The 17,738-nt window shown below is 68.1% G+C and carries 16 protein-coding genes, 1 tRNA gene and 2 pseudogenes; 12 read left to right on the top strand and 7 right to left on the bottom strand.

What is annotated here, in order from left to right; all coding sequences use genetic code 11:
• Positions 1 to 68: 68 nt before the first annotated feature.
• Entirely contained in the window at positions 69 to 452 is a 384-nt protein-coding gene (gene gcvH / locus BLT27_RS11495) for a glycine cleavage system protein GcvH (RefSeq protein WP_089734008.1), read from the bottom strand.
• Between the two features lie 2 nt (positions 453 to 454).
• Complete coding sequence (gene gcvT, locus BLT27_RS11490) at positions 455 to 1,558, bottom strand: glycine cleavage system aminomethyltransferase GcvT (protein ID WP_089734007.1); 1,104 nt, start codon at positions 1,556 to 1,558, stop codon at positions 455 to 457.
• A 423-nt stretch (positions 1,559 to 1,981) separates the two neighbouring features.
• On the opposite strand from gcvT, the gene BLT27_RS11485 reads away from it, so the two are divergent.
• Positions 1,982 to 2,380 carry a DUF7975 family protein gene (locus BLT27_RS11485; RefSeq protein WP_089734005.1) on the top strand — a complete coding sequence of 133 codons (399 nt, stop codon included), beginning with the start codon at positions 1,982 to 1,984 and terminating at the stop codon, positions 2,378 to 2,380.
• Between the two features lie 12 nt (positions 2,381 to 2,392).
• On the opposite strand, the gene BLT27_RS11480 is transcribed toward BLT27_RS11485, so the two are convergent.
• A complete protein-coding gene (locus BLT27_RS11480) occupies positions 2,393 to 3,634 on the bottom strand; it encodes a hypothetical protein (RefSeq protein WP_089734002.1) in 1,242 nt (413 codons plus the stop codon).
• A 145-nt stretch (positions 3,635 to 3,779) separates the two neighbouring features.
• Between BLT27_RS11480 and BLT27_RS11475 the strand changes: the two genes are divergently transcribed.
• Positions 3,780 to 6,305 carry an efflux RND transporter permease subunit gene (locus BLT27_RS11475; RefSeq protein ID WP_089734000.1) on the top strand — a complete coding sequence of 842 codons (2,526 nt, stop codon included), beginning with the start codon at positions 3,780 to 3,782 and terminating at the stop codon, positions 6,303 to 6,305.
• An 81-nt stretch (positions 6,306 to 6,386) separates the two neighbouring features.
• On the opposite strand, the gene BLT27_RS11470 is transcribed toward BLT27_RS11475, so the two are convergent.
• Positions 6,387 to 7,121, bottom strand: a complete 735-nt coding sequence (locus tag BLT27_RS11470; protein ID WP_089733998.1) for a helix-turn-helix domain-containing protein — start codon at positions 7,119 to 7,121, stop codon at positions 6,387 to 6,389.
• 189 nt (positions 7,122 to 7,310) lie between these two features.
• On the opposite strand from BLT27_RS11470, the gene BLT27_RS11465 reads away from it, so the two are divergent.
• Both BLT27_RS11465 and BLT27_RS11460 read left to right on the top strand, forming a co-directional pair.
• Positions 7,311 to 8,600 carry an MFS transporter gene (locus BLT27_RS11465; protein WP_089734186.1) on the top strand — a complete coding sequence of 430 codons (1,290 nt, stop codon included), beginning with the start codon at positions 7,311 to 7,313 and terminating at the stop codon, positions 8,598 to 8,600.
• Positions 8,601 to 8,727: 127 nt separating this feature from the next.
• Positions 8,728 to 8,994: a hypothetical protein gene (locus BLT27_RS11460; protein WP_089733995.1), complete on the top strand. Its 267-nt coding sequence runs from the start codon at positions 8,728 to 8,730 to the stop codon at positions 8,992 to 8,994.
• Between the two features lie 55 nt (positions 8,995 to 9,049).
• Here BLT27_RS11460 and BLT27_RS11455 read toward each other — a convergent pair whose 3' ends face one another.
• Together BLT27_RS11455 and BLT27_RS11450 are read right to left on the bottom strand one after the other, a co-directional pair.
• Positions 9,050 to 9,709: an AIM24 family protein gene (locus BLT27_RS11455; RefSeq protein ID WP_089733993.1), complete on the bottom strand. Its 660-nt coding sequence runs from the start codon at positions 9,707 to 9,709 to the stop codon at positions 9,050 to 9,052.
• 90 nt (positions 9,710 to 9,799) lie between these two features.
• Positions 9,800 to 10,726, bottom strand: coding sequence for an HhH-GPD family protein (locus tag BLT27_RS11450; RefSeq protein ID WP_089733991.1), 927 nt, complete (start codon positions 10,724 to 10,726; stop codon positions 9,800 to 9,802).
• A gap of 108 nt (positions 10,727 to 10,834) precedes the next feature.
• Between BLT27_RS11450 and thyX the strand changes: the two genes are divergently transcribed.
• Positions 10,835 to 11,578 carry an FAD-dependent thymidylate synthase gene (gene thyX, locus BLT27_RS11445; protein ID WP_089734184.1) on the top strand — a complete coding sequence of 248 codons (744 nt, stop codon included), beginning with the start codon at positions 10,835 to 10,837 and terminating at the stop codon, positions 11,576 to 11,578.
• Between the two features lie 138 nt (positions 11,579 to 11,716).
• Here the strand turns inward: thyX and BLT27_RS11440 are convergent, their stop codons facing one another.
• Positions 11,717 to 12,076 carry a winged helix-turn-helix transcriptional regulator gene (locus BLT27_RS11440; protein ID WP_089733990.1) on the bottom strand — a complete coding sequence of 120 codons (360 nt, stop codon included), beginning with the start codon at positions 12,074 to 12,076 and terminating at the stop codon, positions 11,717 to 11,719.
• Between the two features lie 393 nt (positions 12,077 to 12,469).
• Between BLT27_RS11440 and BLT27_RS11435 the strand changes: the two genes are divergently transcribed.
• The 7 genes and pseudogenes from BLT27_RS11435 to BLT27_RS11405 form a co-directional block, all read left to right on the top strand.
• Complete coding sequence (locus BLT27_RS11435) at positions 12,470 to 12,835, top strand: YegP family protein (RefSeq protein WP_089733987.1); 366 nt, start codon at positions 12,470 to 12,472, stop codon at positions 12,833 to 12,835.
• A complete protein-coding gene (locus BLT27_RS11430) occupies positions 12,832 to 14,004 on the top strand; it encodes a metal-dependent hydrolase family protein (RefSeq protein WP_089733985.1) in 1,173 nt (390 codons plus the stop codon). Before BLT27_RS11435 ends, BLT27_RS11430 begins: the two co-directional genes overlap by 4 nt.
• Positions 14,005 to 14,038: 34 nt before the next feature.
• Positions 14,039 to 15,280 carry a helix-turn-helix transcriptional regulator gene (locus BLT27_RS11425; RefSeq protein ID WP_089733983.1) on the top strand — a complete coding sequence of 414 codons (1,242 nt, stop codon included), beginning with the start codon at positions 14,039 to 14,041 and terminating at the stop codon, positions 15,278 to 15,280.
• 75 nt (positions 15,281 to 15,355) lie between these two features.
• Positions 15,356 to 15,430: transfer RNA gene (locus tag BLT27_RS11420), tRNA-Glu, on the top strand.
• Between the two features lie 345 nt (positions 15,431 to 15,775).
• Entirely contained in the window at positions 15,776 to 16,903 is a 1,128-nt protein-coding gene (locus tag BLT27_RS11415; protein WP_089733980.1) for a tyrosine-type recombinase/integrase, read from the top strand.
• Positions 16,904 to 17,225: 322 nt separating this feature from the next.
• A pseudogene (gene tnpA, locus BLT27_RS11410) lies at positions 17,226 to 17,429 on the top strand (IS200/IS605-like element ISHal1 family transposase); the annotation flags it as partial.
• Positions 17,430 to 17,503: 74 nt separating this feature from the next.
• Positions 17,504 to 17,738 (top strand): annotated as a pseudogene (locus tag BLT27_RS11405) (IS5/IS1182 family transposase); the annotation flags it as partial.

Raw genomic sequence — 17,738 nt, 5'->3', positions numbered from 1 at the left:
GACTGAAACCCGTCGACGAGGCAGCGGCTACGGCGCTCGTTCGTCGCCGACGAGAACACGGTGCCGACTCAGGCGACCTGGTCGGCGTAGTCGCCCGCGGAGAGCAACTCGTCGAGTTCGGCCTCGTCCGACAGCTCGATCTCGAGCATCCAGCCGTCGCCGAAGGGGTCCTCGTTGACCTGCTCGGGCGCGTCGAACAGCGCCTCGTTGACCGCGGTGACCTCGCCAGAGACGGGCGCGTAGAGGTCCGACACCGCCTTGATGGACTCGATGACGCCGAACGCCTCGCCCTGCGTGACCGCCTCGCCCACGTCGGGGAGTTCGACGAAGACCACGTCGCCGAGTTCGTCCTGGGCGAAGTCGCTGATGCCGACGCGGACGGTGCCGCCGTCGCGCAGTGCCCATTCGTGCGATTCGTTGTACTTCCGGTCGTCTGGTGTCTCGAAACTCATTGTTATCGTTGGTAGAAGGGGAGCGATTCGACCACGGCCTTCTTCGGTCGGTCCCGGACGACGACGCGCAGGTGCGTCTCCGGGTCGGCCAGGTCGGTCGGTACGTACGCGAGTCCGATGGGTTCGTCGAGCGTCGGGCTCATCGTCCCGCTCGTGACCGTCCCGACGACCTCGCCGTCGGTGTCGGTCACGTCGTAGCCGTGACGGGGGATGCCGCGGTCGATGAGGCGGAGCCCGACGAGCGTCTCGTCGACGCCCTGCTCCTTCTGGGCCTCCAGCGCGTCCCGGCCGACGAACTCGGTGTCGAGCTTGACGGTGAACCCGATTCCCGCCTCGTACGGCGTGTGGGGGTTCTCCTCGTGGTCGAAGTCCTGTCCGGAGAGGAGCAGGCCGGCCTCCAGCCGGAGCGTGTCGCGCGCGCCGAGCCCGCACGGCTCGGCGCCGTCGAACGCATCCCACACGTCTTCGGCGGCGTCCCACGGCACGACCAGTTCGAAGCCGTCCTCGCCCGTGTAGCCGGTCCGGGCGACCAGGCACTCCGTGCCGGCGACGGTCGCCATCGTGGCGGTGAACCGCGAGAGCGACGCCACCTCGATGCCGTTCGCCATGGCCGCCTGCACCTGCTCCTCCGCGTCCGGACCCTGCACCGCGAACATCGCGTAGTCCTCGGTGCGGTCGTCGACGGTCGCGTCGAGGTCCCACTCGTCGCGGTGCTCGGTCCAGCGCTCGACCATCCAGTCCTCGTGGCCCGCGTTCGGCACGAAGAGGTAGGTCGGCGTCTCGCCCTCGTCGGGTCGCCGGTAGACGACCGTGTCGTCGAGGATGACGCCGTCCCCGTCGGTGATGCAGGCGTACTGGGAGTCGCCCGGCGAGAGCGCAGTCACGTCGTTCGTCGTCAGCCGCTGCATCAGTCGGGTCGCGTCCGGGCCGTACACCTCCACCTCGCCCATGTGCGAGACGTCGAAGATGCCAACGGCCTCGCGGACCGCCTCGTGCTCGGTGCGGATGCCCGCGAACTCGACGGGCATCTCCCACCCGCCGAAGTCCGTGAACGACCCACCGGCCTCCTCGTGGCGTCCGCGCAACGGCGGTGTCCTGAGGGCCATACCCGAACCCTCTCTCGCCGGCAAGTAATGTTTTCGTATCGCGGACCGTCGGTTGGTGTTTCGTTGGTTCCGTGCGACGGGTTCGCCAAACCCTTGCACAGGTTCGAACCTGACTCCGTGACGCTCATGAACAGCCAGAAAGCCCCGGTCGTCTCGACTCGGGAGACTCGCTGCGGTCCTCGTGCCTGCGGTCCTTGCGTCGTCTGCCGTCGTCGAGACGGCCGCCCCTTTCAGTCCCGCCCACCGCCGCCGCGCGACACCTCAGACCTCCCCAGCCGATTCGCTCAGTCGCAAGCTCCCTCGCTCATCCCTCGCGCGGAATGGCTCGCGGCCTTCGGCACGCGAGCCAGCCGCGCGCCGCGGTGGAGAGTCCGGTCATCGAAACACGCCACGTTCTTCCAGTCGCTGCCCGAAACCCGACTCATGACTCGCTTCGACGCCGCGGACGCGGACGCACGCCGCGAACTCGTGGTCGACGCGTTCGCCGCCCACCGCGAGCGCGGGAGCCCGTACGTCACGCTGACGACCGCACCGGACGAGACGGACGCCGAGCAGGGCCACGGCGCGCCCTGGGTGCAGTACTTCGACGACACGCTCGCGCTGGACTGCACGGACGACGAGCTCGACCGGCTGAAGACGCTGGTCCGTGACTACCCGTCGGCGACCATCGACGAACTCGTCAGCCCCGATGAGGCCGAGGGCACCCACGCCCGACTGACGGTGCGGACCGACGACGACCGGGTCGCACAGCTCGTCGACGACGTGTTCACCGCGGTGTACGGTCGGGGCGCGGACTACCGGCTCTGGGCCGTCGAGGTCTGACGTCGCCGGGCGTCAGACGGGCTCGCACAGCGCCCAGACGTCCTCGCCGGGGTCCAGCCGCGAGGGCTCCGCCCCGCGTTCGGTGAGGATGCCCGCGTGGTAGCACAGCGCCTTCAGCTGGAACACCGTCGGCGAGTGGTAGACCGCGCCGTCGGACAGCGGTTCCTCGCGGAGCTCGCCATCGCCGGTGAGCGCGCGCTCGCGGACCGACTCGTCGCCGCGGAGGAACAGCTCGACCGTGAACGACGGGTGCAGCTCGTGCAGGTAGCGGACGAGCTGCGGGAGCGACGGTTCGGGGAAGCCGTCCTCGTGCAGGCACTGAAGCTCCTCGACGAGCAGCTGGGTGGCCGGGTAGTCGAACACGACGCGTCGCGCGACGAGCCCCCAGCGCGGCGCGAGGTCGTAGAACCGCTTCCGGGAGCGCTGCCAGTCCTCGAACTGTCGGAGCGCGGCATCGAGGTCGCCGTGTTCGCGGCGCGCGAACCGGACCACCTCCCGGCCGAGCGGGGTGAGCGTCTCCCGCGGGCCGTCCGACTCGACCAGTCCGAGGAAGGACGCGCCACCGCGTGCGCTGTCCGTGGCGGCGACGACGTGCTCGGCCAGCAGCGCCTCGGTGTCGCCGTCGTGCGCCAGCGCGACCGGGTACGCCAGGTAGTTCTTCGGGTGGTTCAGGCCGAACGACTGCTCGGCGACGCCCTGCGCACTCGCCTGGAAGCGGATGGCGGTGGCCTCCCCCACCGCCCGATTGCCGACGACCCGTGGGCGTTCGAGGGTCGCGACCGACCCGTCCACGTCGACGCCGAGCACGCCGACGTTCAGCTCGCGTGCGAGGGTCCGCTCGGACTGCGAGATGGCTCCGGCGGGGGCGGCGACGTAGGCGGCGTTGGCCTCGTGCAGCCGGTCGTACGCCTGGACGATACCGCGCTCGACATCGACACCGGCAGCCTCGGTGTGGCCCTTCGCCTCGACGGCAACCAGGGGCGGCGTGTCACCGAAGCGCTCGACGGCGAGCAGGCCGGAGTCGAGGCTCCGGACGCCGACGAGGTCCGGGTAGCCCGAGCCGACCCGGACGTGGTTGAACGGGGCGAGCGTCTCCGTCACCGCGGGCGCGATGGCCGCGTCGGCGACCCAGTTCGTCTGTGCGAACTGCGTGTCGGCGACCGCGTAGGCGGGCTCGTCGTCGTCGGGGAACAGCCGTCGCTTCGCGTGTGCGAGGACGGCCGGTTCCGTGAGGGACTGCGTCCCACTCGACATGCGTCCCTCCATCGCCGCCAGCGACAAGAAACCCACAGGCCCGGACGCGCCCACATGTGGTCCGTTAGCACGTTTGAGATAGTTTCTGCCTCTGAAACTGGGGCGGTGTTTATACCGGGAACGCCACCGTCACTCCGAGTACACCATGACTGGGGGTCCCCTGGACAGGGTCGTCCGCTCTGTCACCGACCACAACAGAATCGTCCTCCTCGTGATGCTCGTCGTCTGTGCGGGCGTCATCGGCGGTATCACGCAGCTCGATACCGGCGGGAACAGCTCCACCGACAGCGACGCCTTCGGCGACACCACCGTCGCCCAGAAGGCCGACTACATCGAGCAACACTACGGCGACGCGGGGTCGAACAACGTCACCTACTCGAACGTCTACGTCAGGTCGGCGGACGGCAACGTCCTGACGAAGGAGTCGCTCCTCGCCTCGCTCGAGTACCAGCGCGAGGTCCGCACGAACGAGTCCGTCACCGGCGCGCTCACCGGCGACGGTGCCGTCACCGGCGTCGAGAACGTCGTCGCGACCCGGCTCGCCGGCGACCGGAACGCGAGCCTCGACGAGCAGGTCGCGGCGCTCGAGGCCGCGAGCGAGTCCGACGTGCGTGCCGTCATCGAGGCCACGTTCACCGAGGGCTCGCCCGCGCTGCGGCTCCTCCCGAAGAGCTACGAACCCGGCACCGCGACCGCCGAGAGCCGTCGGACGGTGTTCGCGTTCACGAGCGCCGAGGGCGCGAACAACTTCGGCCCGCCCGCCGACGCCCAGCGCACCCTCTACGAGGCGGCCGGCGAGCGTGGCGGGGCCGAGTTCTTCACCGTCGGCCAGCACGCCCAGCAGGGATACAGCCAGCAGGTGTGGGCCGACACCACCGAGCTCATCCTGCCCGCCGCGCTGCTGCTCATCCTCGCGGTGCTCGGCTTCGCCTACCGCGACCTCGTCGACGTCCTCGTCGGCTTCTTCGGCGTCGTCGTCTCCGTGCTGTGCATGTTCGGCATCCTCGGCTGGCTCGGCATCCCCGCCGGCGTGACGATGATCATCGGGCCGGTACTCATCACCGGGCTGAGCATCGACTACGGCCTCCACGTGTTCATGCGCTACCGCGAGCAGCGCGGCGACGACGAGGGCATCCGCGAGCCGATGTACCGCTCGCTCTCCTCGGTCAGCGTCGCGCTGCTGCTCGTCACCATCACCGCGGCCGTCGGGTTCCTCGCGAACCTCACGAGCCCGCTCGGCAGCATCCGCCAGCTCGGCATCGGCATCACCCTCGGCGTCGTCTCCGCGTTCGTCGTGTTCACGACGCTCGTGCCCGCGCTGAAGGTCAGCATCGACGGCCTGCTCGAACGGGTGGGCCTCGACCGCCGCAAGGCACCGCTCGGCCGCGGGCGCTACCTCGCCCCGGTGCTCGGCGCCGGCGTCAGGGCCGCCCGCGTCGCTGCACCCGTGATCATCGTCGTCGCCGTGCTCGCCGGGGCGGGCGGCGCGGCCGCCTGGTCCGACCTCGACCGGCAGGGCTACCAGACCTCGCAGGACGTCGCCGAGTGGAAGACGAACCTCCCCGGCCCGCTCGCGTGGGAGGCAACCGAGACCGAGTGGTACCAGAACGACCGCTACGTCGACGACCGGTTCCAGGCCGAGAGCGAGAGCCAGCGGTACACGATGATACTCCTCGAGGGCGACGTGACCGACCCGGCAGCGCTCGAACGCGTGCAGCGAGCGACCGCCGACGCGGCCGAGCGCGATGCCGTGTTCAGTCGCTCCGGGTCGGTCCCCGTCGTCTCGCCGCTGTCCGTGATGGAGCGCACCGCCGCGCAGGACGAGGAGTTCGCCGCGGTGCTGTCCGACGCGGACACCGACGGTGACGGGCTCCCCGACCGGAACCTCGTCGGCGTCTACGACGCGCTGTACGAGGCCAACCCCGAGCAGGCCGGCCGGGTCGTCGAACGCACCGATGGCGAGTACCGCACGGTTCGGATGCTCGTCCCCGTCGAACAGGGCCTGCAGGTCGACGACCGCGCCGCGGCGATGCACGGCGTCGCCGACGTCGCCGAGGGTGACGGCGACTACACCGCGACCGCCGTCGGTCGGGCGACGTTCTCCAACGCCGAGCTCGGCCAGATGGCCGACGGCATCGTCGAGACGATGCTCGTCGCGCTCGGCATCATCGGCCTCGTGCTCGCGCTCATCTACCGGCTCAGCGAGGGGAGCGCCACGCTCGGCGTGCTCACCGTCGTCCCCATCACGCTCGTCATCGGGCTCGTGCTCGCCGGGATGTACGTCACCAACACGCCCGTGACGCTGCTCACCGCGCTGCTGTTGAGCCTGGCGGTCGGCCTCGGCGTCGACTACAACATCCACATCAGCGACCGCTTCGCGCAGGAGCTCTCGCGGGGTGACGACCCCGTGACCGCCCTACAGACCGCCGTCACCGGCACCGGCGGCGCGCTGCTCGGCAGCACGCTCACCTCCGGCGGCGCGTTCGCCACGCTCCTGCTCCACACCAGCCCGCAGCTGCGCTCGTTCGGGATGCTCGTCGTGCTCGCGCTCTCGCTGTCGTTCCTCGTCAGCGTGTTCGTCTTCCCGAGCATGCTGCTGGTCTGGGCGCGTCGCCTGGGCCACACGAGCGACGTGTCCCGCGGCGCCGTCGCCGGCCCGAGCGACGACTGAGCCGGCAGCGCCCGCGGCCTGTGTCTCCCCGGGGTCGCCGCCGACCGCGGCTCTCCTTCCGGCGGAGGCCAGCCCGGCCACTCAGTCGGCGGCCCCACCGGCCTGCGGCCCCGCCTCGACCCCGAGCGGGTCGGCCGTCGAGGTCGCCGTCACCAGCCGGAGGAACTGTCCCGCGTTCGTGAGCAGCTTGTTCTCGGCCTTCCGCAGGTGCTCCTCGAACGTCGAGCGCGCGACCGACGTTCCATCGGCCAGCTCGCGGATCGAGACCGCGCGGGGCTGCTCGTAGTAGCCGCGTTCGAGCGCGAACTGGAGCGCGGCCAGCTGGCGGTCGGTGAGGTCCGCGAACAGCCGGTCGACCGGTGCGAGCATGCTGTGTGGGACGTGTTGCTCCTCGATGGCCGTCTTCGAGAGGAGCTCGATGTCGCGGTCGTCGTCCAGCTCGCCCAGCAGCGCGCGGACGTCCGCCTCGTCGAACGCGACGACCGAGTAGTGCTCCCACCCCTGTCGGTGGACCGTCGGCGGCTGGTAGAGGCAGTTGTGCGACTCGAAGCGCTCGATGATCGAGTCCTCCAGCGAGCAGAGGCAGGACTGGGTGACGACGTGTAGGCCCGTCGAGTCGACCGAACGGTGGAGCACGTCGCCGAGCCGTTCGATGTCCGCGAGGAGCTCGTCCGTCGGCGCCTCGCTGGCGGTGATCTCGAGCACCTGGCAGTCGCTCAGGTACCACTCGCGGATGGTCAGGTCGGGGTATCGCTCCGAGAGCTCCCGGTACGGACACTCGTGTCGCACCCGGAACGACGACTGGTAGAGGCTCATACGGACGGGTCGGCCTCGACGGGCAAGACGGTGCCGGTCATGACCGGCAGTACTCGTATCCACGGATACGGCGTACGGTCACCCAGGAATGACCGAAGGCGAGACATCCGTGCGGCGTCGATGGGCACAGGCCCGACCGCGGTCGGACGACCGAACAGCGGGGACGGACCGGGGGACGGGTCGGTGACGATGGGAGCGACGACCGACCTCCAGCAGGGCATCCGCGAGCACCTCGGGCAGTTCTCGCTCCACGTCCTGCTCGTGTTCGCGACCGGGCTGACCATCGGCTCCGAGCGCGCCGTCGTCCCCGTGCTGGGAGAGGACGTCCTCGGCGTCGAGTCGTTCCTCGTCATCGGCTCGTTCGTCGTCTCGTTCGGGTTCGTCAAGTCGCTGCTCAACCTCTACGCCGGGAAGTGGGGCGAGGTGTACGGCCGGAAGCCGGTGCTCGTGCTGGGCTGGCTGACCGCGCTGCCGCTACCGGTCGTGCTTATCTTCGCCCCCAACTGGTGGTGGATCACCGTCGGGAACGTCCTGCTCGGGGTCAACCAGGCGCTCACCTGGAGCATGGCCATCAACGCGAAGATCGACCTGGCGGGGCCCGAGCAGCGCGGGCTCGCGGTCGGTATCGACGAGGCGTTCGGCTACACCGGCGTCGCCGTCGGGGCCTGGGTCACGGGCGTCATCGCGGCGCGGACGAACCTCCGGCCCGAACCGTTCTACTTCCTCGCCGTCGTCGTCGTGCTGGCGCTGCTCGCCTCTGTGTTCCTCGTCAGGGAGACGCTCCAGTTCGCACAACTGGAGGGCGACGACGACCACCACGACGCGAACCTCCCGTTCCGCGCGGTGCTGAAGCGGGCGACCTACGGCGACCGGACGCTGTTCGCGGCCGCGCAGGCCGGCCACGTCGAGAACTTCGTGGACACGCTGTTCTGGATCGCCGTGCCGCTGTACCTGACCAGTCAGGGGCTCGGCATCGACGCGGTCGCCGTCGTCGTCGGCGTCCACAGCGCGATGTACTTCGCCCAGATCGGCACCGGCGGGCTGGCCGACCGCATCGGTCGCCGGCCCCCGGTCGTCGCGGGGATGTTCCTCGCCGGCGGCGGCGTCCTCGGCATGGTGCTCGTCGAGGGCTACCTCGCGTGGGCCACCCTCGCCGCCGTCTCCGGGCTCGGCATGGCGCTGCTGTACCCCAACCTGATGACGGTGCCGAGCGACGCCGCCCACCCCACCTGGCGGGCGGCCGGCATGGGCGTCTACCGGATGTGGCGCGACGCCGGCTACGGTGTCGGCGCGATACTCATCGGCCTCTCGATGGAGTTCGTGGGAGCCGAGGCCGCGTTCTACATGACCGCCGCGTCGATGTTCCTCTCCGGCGCCGTCGTCTACGTCTGGATGGAGGAGACCCACCCCGAGTTCGGGACGCACGAACCGCCCGCACCGGCGACGGGGGCCTCGCGGCGGTCGGTCGCCGAGGACTGACGGAGCCACACCGGCGGTCCGGACCTCGCCCGCGGCGGGTCCACAGCCGGCGGGGACGTCGTCGAAGTCAGCGCGTGCAGTGGTACACCACCACAGAGTTCTTGGCTCTCGTCCCCGAAGTTCGTACGTGACAGACAAGAAAGAGCGTCGAGGCGGCGACGACGGGTCGGCGTCGCCATCGCGGTGCCACCGTCGCGGCTGTGACGAGCCGGCGACGTTCGAGGTGCTCGAACGCTATCAGGAGGAGACGGGACACGGCCCCGTCGAGGCGACGGCCGTCCTGTGCCGCGAACACACCGACGACGAGAGTCCGTCGAACCTCGACGCGGCCTACGACGGCTACGTGTTCCGGGTCGTCCCGCTGCCGACGACGGATGGGACCGACCCGACGTAGCGAGCCGACGCCCCGTGGCTCGCCAGCCCCGGCGCGGCTCCACGGGCGCGCCCGGTCAGAGCTGACCGCCCTCCTCCTGCGGTTGCACCACGACGAACCCGTCCGAGCCGGTGAACTCCATCTGCATCGATTCGCCGGACTGTTGCCCGATCTCGATGAGCTTGTTCGTCCCGATCGACGGCGAGAGGTCGGCGCTCCAGGCGACCGTCGCGTCGGGGTCGGTTTTGACGGGCGGCCGCATCACGAGCGGGTCGCCATGCGTCGAGATCGCCACCTCACCGGGGCCGGTCAGGTAGACGTTCGTCAGCCCGCCCGCCGCGGCCTCTGAGAGGCCGCCGACCGTGCTTATCTCGTAGTCGACGGTCGACTCGAACGCCAGCACGTCCATCCCGTTGACCGAGACCGACTCGTCCGGCTCCAGCGAGAGGAGTTGTACCTTCTTGCTCTGGTCGGCGACGAAGATCGTTCCGGAGCCCTCGGCCTCCATGATCGGCGTGCCTTCGCCCGAGACGGCCTCCTTGACGAACCCGGCGATTCCGCCTTCCGCGGACGACTTCCCGGTGAACGTCAGGTCGCCAGTGTAGGCGATCATCGACCCCGCCTTTATCTGCAGGGTCCCGTCTACAGTGGCCCGCAGTAACCGGTTGGTCTCCTTCTGAAAGCCAGCTCCCTTCTCGGTGGGGGCGTTCGCTTCGACGAACTGATCCAGTTCCATGAGTACAACCGAGATTGGGGTCGCCACCGGAGAAAACACCCGGCTTCGGTTTCACGCTCGGAAACAGCGTGCGCCGTGTCGACCCGACCGCTACCGCTGGAGTCGGGCCACGAGGCCCTCGTCTGACTCGTCCAGTTCGACGAGCCCGTCGTCGGCCAGGTCCGACACCAGCTCGCGGAGCCACTCCCTGCCGTGCTCGCCGTCGGGGGAGTAGTCCACCCGCACGCGCGGGCCGAGCGTGTCGAGCGCGAGCTCGTCGTACTCCTTCAGCACCGAGACCACCCGCCCGCGCATCTGTCGACGGCTGCCCTCGAACTCGGGCTGGGTCGGCACGTCGGGTGCGGTGAAGTCGCCGGTCTGGTACGCGTGACACCACTCGCGCCAGGGGCAGCCCGCGGCGTCACAGGAGGGGGTCTTCTCGCAGGCGACGCCGCCGAGCTCCATGATGGCGTTGTTCCAGACGCGGGACTCGCCCGCCGGCATGAGCCCACCCGCGACGCGCTCGAACGTCGGGTCGTCGTCGGGCACGTCGAACGCCCGGTAGAGCACGCGCTTGACGTTCGTGTCGACCACGGCGTCGCCGTTGTTGAACGCGAAGCTGGCGACGGCGTTGGCGGTGTACGGGCCGACGCCCATCAGCTCCTGGAGCTCGTCGGGCGTCTCGGGGAACGCGCCGTCGAACTCCGCTTCGACCTGTTGAGCGGCCTCGTGGAGGTACTTCGCGCGGTTGTTGTAGCCGAGCGAGTGGCTGGTCCAGAAGCCGACCACGTCCGCGCGGTCGGCGTCGGCGAGGGCGGCGGCCGTGGGCCAGCGGTCGAGGAACGACTCCCAGGCCTCGACGACGCGGCCGAGCTGGGTCTGCTGGCTCATCACTTCGCTCACGAGGATCTCGTACGGGTCCTCGGTGCGTCGCCACGGGAACTCGCGGTGGTCGGCCTCGTACCACTCGACGAGGGCGTTCTGGACTGCCTCCCGGTCGACGTCCGCGGGGAACGTCCACTCCTCGGACGTGCTCATCTCTTCGTCGGTTGGGATGGCGGCGGTTTAGGGGTAGTGGTTCCGGTGGCCCACGGGGAAGAGTGGGCTATTTGTATCCTCCGTCGAGTGAGCCAGTACGACGAACGCATGAAGGTCCAACTACTCGAGGCCACGGAGGACCCGGAGGAACTCATCTGTACGGCGGCGCGCAACGACTACTACGACGGGTACGTCGGGGACGAGTCCTTCGAGGCGGTGATGGAGAGCATCGATGGGGAGAGCATCGAGGAGAAACAGGAGACGCTCATCGGCCACCTGCTCGACCACGGCCACTTCGGCCCGTTCGAACACCCCCAGGTCACGTTCGCGGTGGAAGGCATCAGCCGTTCCTGCATGGCCCAGATCACCCGCCATCGCCACGTCAGCTTCGACGTACAGTCGATGCGGTACGTCTCCTTCGACGACGTCGACCCCGCGGAGGTGGAGGAGGGCGCGATGGTAGTGACACCGCCGTCCGCCGCCGACCCCGACTGGGTGGGGCGCAACCAGCGCACCGGCACGGTCGACGACGAGACCGTCGCGAAGCGCGAGGAGCTGTTCCAGCGCTCGGTGCGGCAGTCGGTGGAGGACTACCAGGAGCTGCTCGACCTGGGGATGCCGCCGGAGGACGCACGCTTCGTGCTGCCCATCGGGACGAAGGTGAACATGGTGATGTCGATGAACGCGCGGATGCTGATGCACGTCGCCGACATGCGCGCGGCGGCCGACGCACAGTGGGAGATCCGCGAGATGACCGAGCGCGTGCTCGACCTCGCGAGCGACTGGTGTCCCATCACGTTCGATTACTACGAGTCGGAGATGAAGAACCGGAAGAACCGCCTCGCGCCGTAGCGCGGGGCCCGCAACCGGCCGGCGCGGCCGCTCGCGTCGGTTCTCGATGGAGGAGCAGGAGTCTGCGAACCCAGGAGCGCGGGGGATGTCAGGCGGGAGCTGCGTCGTCACTCCGGGTCGGAACGACTCGAACCGCCGTTACTCGTCGTCTTCTTCCTCGTCCTCGTCGGCGCCGCGGACGAGCGCCGTCTGGCCCTGGCCGTCGGGCTGCGGGTCGCTCGCGTGGGGACCTTCGATGAGGGAGCCGAAGTCCTCGACCTCGTCGTACTTGTCCTGGTACATCAGCGCGATGCGGCCCTTCTTGGTGATCTCGTAGAGCCCGGACCGTTGTGCCGGCCCGATCTTCTCGACGAGACCGTAGTCGGCCAGCACCGGGAGTCGGCTGTTGATGTTCTTGCGGCTCTTGTCGGTGTGGTGGGCGAGGTTCGTCGCGACGTTGCGACCCTGCGCCTGCAGTGCTTCGAGTATCAGGAAGTCAGTGGGTTGTCGTAGTCTCATGGTAACACGCTCCGAGTTTCGGCTTGTATCTACTATATGGGCGCTCCTTTTATTTCTATCTAATGGCAATTCGAGCGGTGCATGACCATTGGTCCCCCGCCAGACCGGGGTTTGATAACCAATAGCGATTTTTTGCGGTAATTTTATGTATGTGTAGGACAGACGTGATGATAGGGTGTGACGGCAGACCCGGATTACCCGTTCGTCTGCTGCCATCCACCCTGACTGGACGACCCCCACCCAACCCCCCATCGCAACTCTGGTCAGAGGCACACCCAACCACCACCCCGACGCCAATCCACCACCACCACTCTACGCGTCGACTGGACGTCCCGTGCGATCCGTCATCCCGCGCGGGTCCAGTTTTTTGTGACCCCTCGTCGAACCACCGGTATGGTCGCGACCTTCGAACTATACGAGGACCGTGCCGGGAAGTATCGCTGGCGACTGGTCGCAAGTAACGGCGAGATCATCGCCGACAGCGGCGAAGGTTACAGTACCAGGTCGGGTGCGCGCGAGGCCATCGGACGCATCCGCGAGCGCGCGCCCGGCGCCGCCGTCCCGTCGTTCGAGGACACCCACTTCGAGGTGTTCCGCGACAGGGCCGACGAGTACCGCTGGCGACTGGTCGGCGACAACGGCCGCATTCTCGCCGACAGCGGCGAGGGCTACGCGAGCAAGCACGGCGCACGTGACGCGGCGGCACGTGTCAAGCAGCGTGCGACCGACGCGGAGACAACGGAGCTGGACGACGCGTGAGCCACACGCTCCTCATCCGTGGCGGCACCGTCGTCGACCACCGGGGCGCACGCGAGGCCGACGTCGTCGTTCGCGACGGCGAGATAACCCGCGTCGAACCCGCCACCGAGGTGGAGGCGGACGAGACCATCCACGCCGACGGCGCGTACGTCGCACCCGGCCTGGTCGACGCGCACGTCCACCTGATGATGGACGCCGGCCCCGACCCGGCGAGCGACGTGGACCGCTCGACCGCCTCCCTGACCTACCGCGCGGCCAGCAACCTCCGCGACGCCCTCGCCGCGGGCGTCACGACAGTCCGTGACCTCGGTGCACCCGACGGCATCGCACTCGAGGCCGCGGCCGCCGTCGACGAGCGCGTCCTCCCCGGCCCCCGGGTCGTCGCCTGCGGTCGGAACGTCGTGATGACCGGCGGCCATGGTCACTGGTTCGGTCGCGAGGCCGACGGCCGCGACGAGGTGCGCAAGGCCGTACGCGAGCAGCTCAAGGCCGGGGCCGGCGTGGTGAAGTGCATGGCCACCGGGGGCGTCCTCACGCCGGGCGCGAACACCGGCGCGCCGGAGCTCGCACCCGACGAACTCGAGACCCTCGTCGAGACCGCGGGCGCGAAGAACGTCCCCACGGCCGCACACGCCCACGGGACGACGGGCATCCGGAACGCCGTCGAGGCCGGTATCGACAGCATCGAACACGGCACGTTCATGGACGCCAGAGCCGCCGAGGAGATGGCCGAGGCCGGCACGTACTGGGTGCCGACCGCGAGCGCGCTCGCCGGCATCGTCGAGAACGCCGACGACGCACCCATCCCGAACTACGCCGTCGAGAAGGCCCGGGAGGCACGGGACGCGTTCGAGGAGGCGTTCGAGCACGCGCTCGCCGCGGACGTGACCATCGCGATGGGGACCGACGCGGGCACCCCGTTCAACACGTTCGCGGACATCCCGAACGAGCTCGCGCTGATGGTGGAGTACGGCATGTCCCCGGCGGCGGCGTTCGAGGCCGCAACGCGGACCGCCGCCGACCTCGTCGGCGTCGACGCCGGCCAGGTCGAACCGGGGCTGCGTGCCGACCTGGTGCTGCTTCCGGACGATCCGCGGACCTCCGTCGAGGTCTGGTCGGAGATAGAGACCGTCGTCGCACGGGGTCGGCAGTTCGACCCGCGGACCTAGCGTTCTTAATCCCTCCCCGAGTAAGGGGGGACGAATGCGTCGGCTACTCGGTGTCGGAGCGCTCGTCCTGCTCGCGGTGAGCGCAGTCGTGCTCGCCGGCGGTGCCACAGCGGCCGCACCCGCCCCCAACGAGTCGGTCCACGCCCCCCCGAATGCGTCTGGCCCGCTCGGCAGTGCACAGGAGTTCGACCGCACACAGTTCCAGATCCGCGTCTTCGAGAACGGCTCCGCGCGCTTTGCGATACGCTACGAGCGCCAGCTCTCGAACGAGACCGAGCGCGAGCGGTTCCAGACGTTCGCGGACGAGTTCGAGTCCAACGAGACCGAGCTGTACAGCAACTTCGAGCGCCGCGCGCGGAACCTGGTGGCGTTCGGCCGCAACGAGACGGGTCGTGAGATGACCGCGACGGCGTTCCGCCGCAGCGCCAGCGAGGAGCCCACGTTCGACGGCCACGTCGGCATCGTCACCATGTCCTTCCGCTGGACCGCGTTCGCACAGACGACCGGCGACCGTGTCGTCGTCGCGGACGTGTTCGAGGGCGGCTTCTACATCGGTCCCGCGCAGTCGCTCGTCTTCCTCACGGGCGACGGGCTCGTGTTCGAGAACGTCACCCCGGCCGGTGAGTTCTCCGCACCCACGCCGGCAGGGAGCGACAGCGTCACCTGGCAGGGCGAGCGCAGCTTCTCCGACCAGCGCCCGCGCGTCGTCTACGCCCCCGAGCCGGCGACCACGGCGACGACCGACGATGGCGGCGGGACCACCGCCGGCGGGCGGACCACGGCGACCACCGGTCCGACGACCGCAACCGCGACCACTCCCGGGCAGGGTAGCACCGACAGCTCGTTCCCGATGCTGCCAGTCATGGTCGGACTCGTCCTCGTCGGCCTCGCCGGCGCAGTCGTCTGGCTCCGCCGTCGCGACGACGGCGACGAAGCCGCTACGGTGACCGCCGACGAGCCGTCCGACGAGGCCGGAGCGACGACCGCGTCGGCGACCGGGGGGCCGAGCGTGCCCGACGAGGAGCTGCTCACCGACGAGGACCGCGTCCTCGAACTGCTGAACGACAACGGTGGCCGGATGCGCCAGTCCAACATCGTCGACGAGACCGACTGGTCGAAGTCCAAGGTCAGCATGCTGCTCTCCGACATGGAGGACGACGGCAGCATCAGCAAGCTCCGCGTCGGCCGCGAGAACATCGTCAGCCTCGCCGGCCACGAACCCGACGCCGTCGGCTCCCCGTTCGAGGACGAGGAGGACGCGGACGACGGACGCTAAACCGCCCCACGGCGAGGCTGAAACGCAAGGGTTTTAATTATACCAGCATAACCCGGTAATGCGAAGCAACGACGGGCTCCGTTAGTGTAGTCCGGCCAATCATCTTGCCCTCTCACGGCAAGGACCAGGGTTCGAATCCCTGACGGAGCACTTCTTCAGGCGCAAACCGCGAACGACAGCGAGCGGTTTCGCGGACAGAAGCGCGGACGGAAGGGATTCGAATCAGAGAGCGGAACGAAGTGGAGCGACCGTGGTTCGAATCCCTGACGGAGCACTTTCAACTCCTTCCCGTCCGGCAGTTTTCGTCCGTGAAAAACGACGAAACAAAACCATGCTCACGGGCAAGCCGATAGTTTCGACCGCCAGAACCCCTCGCCCTCGTGCGATTCGCTATATTTCGAGGGCAAGGACGTTAGATAGGCTCAAACCCACGCCCTCTTGCGATTGGGTGAAACGGGTGGGCAAGCAACAGGGTTCCCAGCAGGAGGCCCGGCAATGAAGTCCGCCGACGAGGCAACGAACCCCCTCGCGGACATCTCGGTCGTCACCGAACCGTCCGCCGAGGTCCTCAACGAACGCCAGCAGATCGACTACCGGAGCCAGCGCGAGCAGTGCCTCGACTGGCTGCTCGTCTTTGGCAAGGACCCGAAGCAAGCGGACGGCTACGCGCACAGCACGGTCAAGAACCGGAGTCACCGGATGGACCAGTTCTACCGGTGGATGTGGAGCGAAGAGAACGGCTACACGACGAACGTCACCCACGAGCACGCGGACGCCTACCTCAGACACCTCGCCAGACAGGACAAGAGCAACGCGCACAAGGACAACTGCAAGAAGGCCCTCCAGATGCTGTACAAGTGGCGTGAACACGAGCACGGCCTAGACGAGTGGGACCCCGAAATCTCGTTCAGCACCGGGCACAAGACGACTGCGCCACGGGACTACCTCACCCGCGAAGAGCGCGGTCTCATCCGCGAGGCGGCGCTCGAATACGGCAGCGTCCCGGCCCGCAGCGGACTCAGCGCGGAGGAGCGCGACCGGTGGAACGCCTACCTCGCACAGCGTTTCGAGAAGCCGAAAGGAGCGGTGACGGCCGAGGATTGGGACCGAGCGAACGGGTGGAAGGTCCCCAGCATCGTCTCGGTCAGCCTCGACGCCGCACTCCGGCCTATCGAGGTCGAACGCGCCGTCACCAGCTGGGTCGACATAGAGAACGCCGTCCTCCGCATCCCCAAAGAGGATTCATCGAAGAACACCGGCCACTGGATCGTCGGCCTCCAGGACCGCACTGCAGAGACCCTCGGCCGCTGGCTGGAACAACGCGAGGCCAACCCCAAGTACGACGACACCGACAAGCTCTGGCTGACCCGCTTCGGGAACACCTACGGCTCGTCGTCGCTCCGGAACGTGCTCCGCCGCCTCTGCGACGAAGCCGGCATCGACTACGAGAACCGCCAGATGAGCTGGTACTCCATACGCCACTCCACTGGCACCTACATGACCAGGGAGGAAGATCTCGCCGCAGCGCAAACACAATTGCGGCACAAGAGTCCGGAGACCACCATGAAATACGATCAGGCCCCCCTTGAGGACCGTCAGGACGCACTCGACCGGATGGGGTGACGCGGTCCTCCGACTGCGTCGGTTGGATCGGGGTCATTATGCACTCGATAATATTATCGCCTGCAGAATTTGTGCGTGGGTCAGCCCGTTCACTGTGAATTTCCAGTCCACATGTCCCCACTCATCACGCTCCCCGGCGGATATCTGACGATTGCTCGCCGCCCCCATAGCAACGACTATCTTTTTTCAAGGCGAGAATCCCGTCCTTTAGGGCGGGCGTGAAGCCGACAACTGTCTTATATTCCACCGTCGGTTCCAGGCCGAATACCCCACGACGGCAAATCCTTATTAGAATTGGGTATGTAGAAATCAGCACGGTCAAATGAAGTACAACCTCGAAAAAGGGTCCCACACGGTCTACGCGCTTCAATATCACTTTGTGACCGTCACAAAGTACCGCGCGGACCTCCTCACCGACGAGATAGCCGAACGCATCGGTGAGATTGCCAGCGACATCTCCGAGGACTTCGGCGTGAACATCCAGAACGTCAACGGCGGGAGCGACCACGTTCACATTCTGTTCACAGGGCTCTATTGAATCCACGGACGGCGTAGGGACGAGCCGTCAGAACGTTGGAAGTGAAGCGGGAGAGTACAGTTGTGCAAAAGGTCCTCTTCCGCTTCGTTAAACAAGCTGTCTCGATAGCACGAAAACTTACTGATGCTGCGCTAATGCAGATCAGCCATCCAGCCGGCAACGGGGTTGCCGGCTGGAAGCACGCCGTCCTGCACTTTCTCCGGCTTCACATGGACGCAACGCTCCAAGAAGTCCTCGACTGGGCCGAGGAGATGGAGCGGGTACGAGCCGCGCTCGTTCTCGAGCGCGGCGAGTTCC

The organism is Haloarchaeobius iranensis (assembly GCF_900103505.1).
GTDB classification, from domain to species: Archaea; Halobacteriota; Halobacteria; order Halobacteriales; family Natrialbaceae; genus Haloarchaeobius; species Haloarchaeobius iranensis.
Note: the sequence above shows the minus strand (reverse complement) of the source record. Positions and strands in the feature narration are given on the sequence as shown.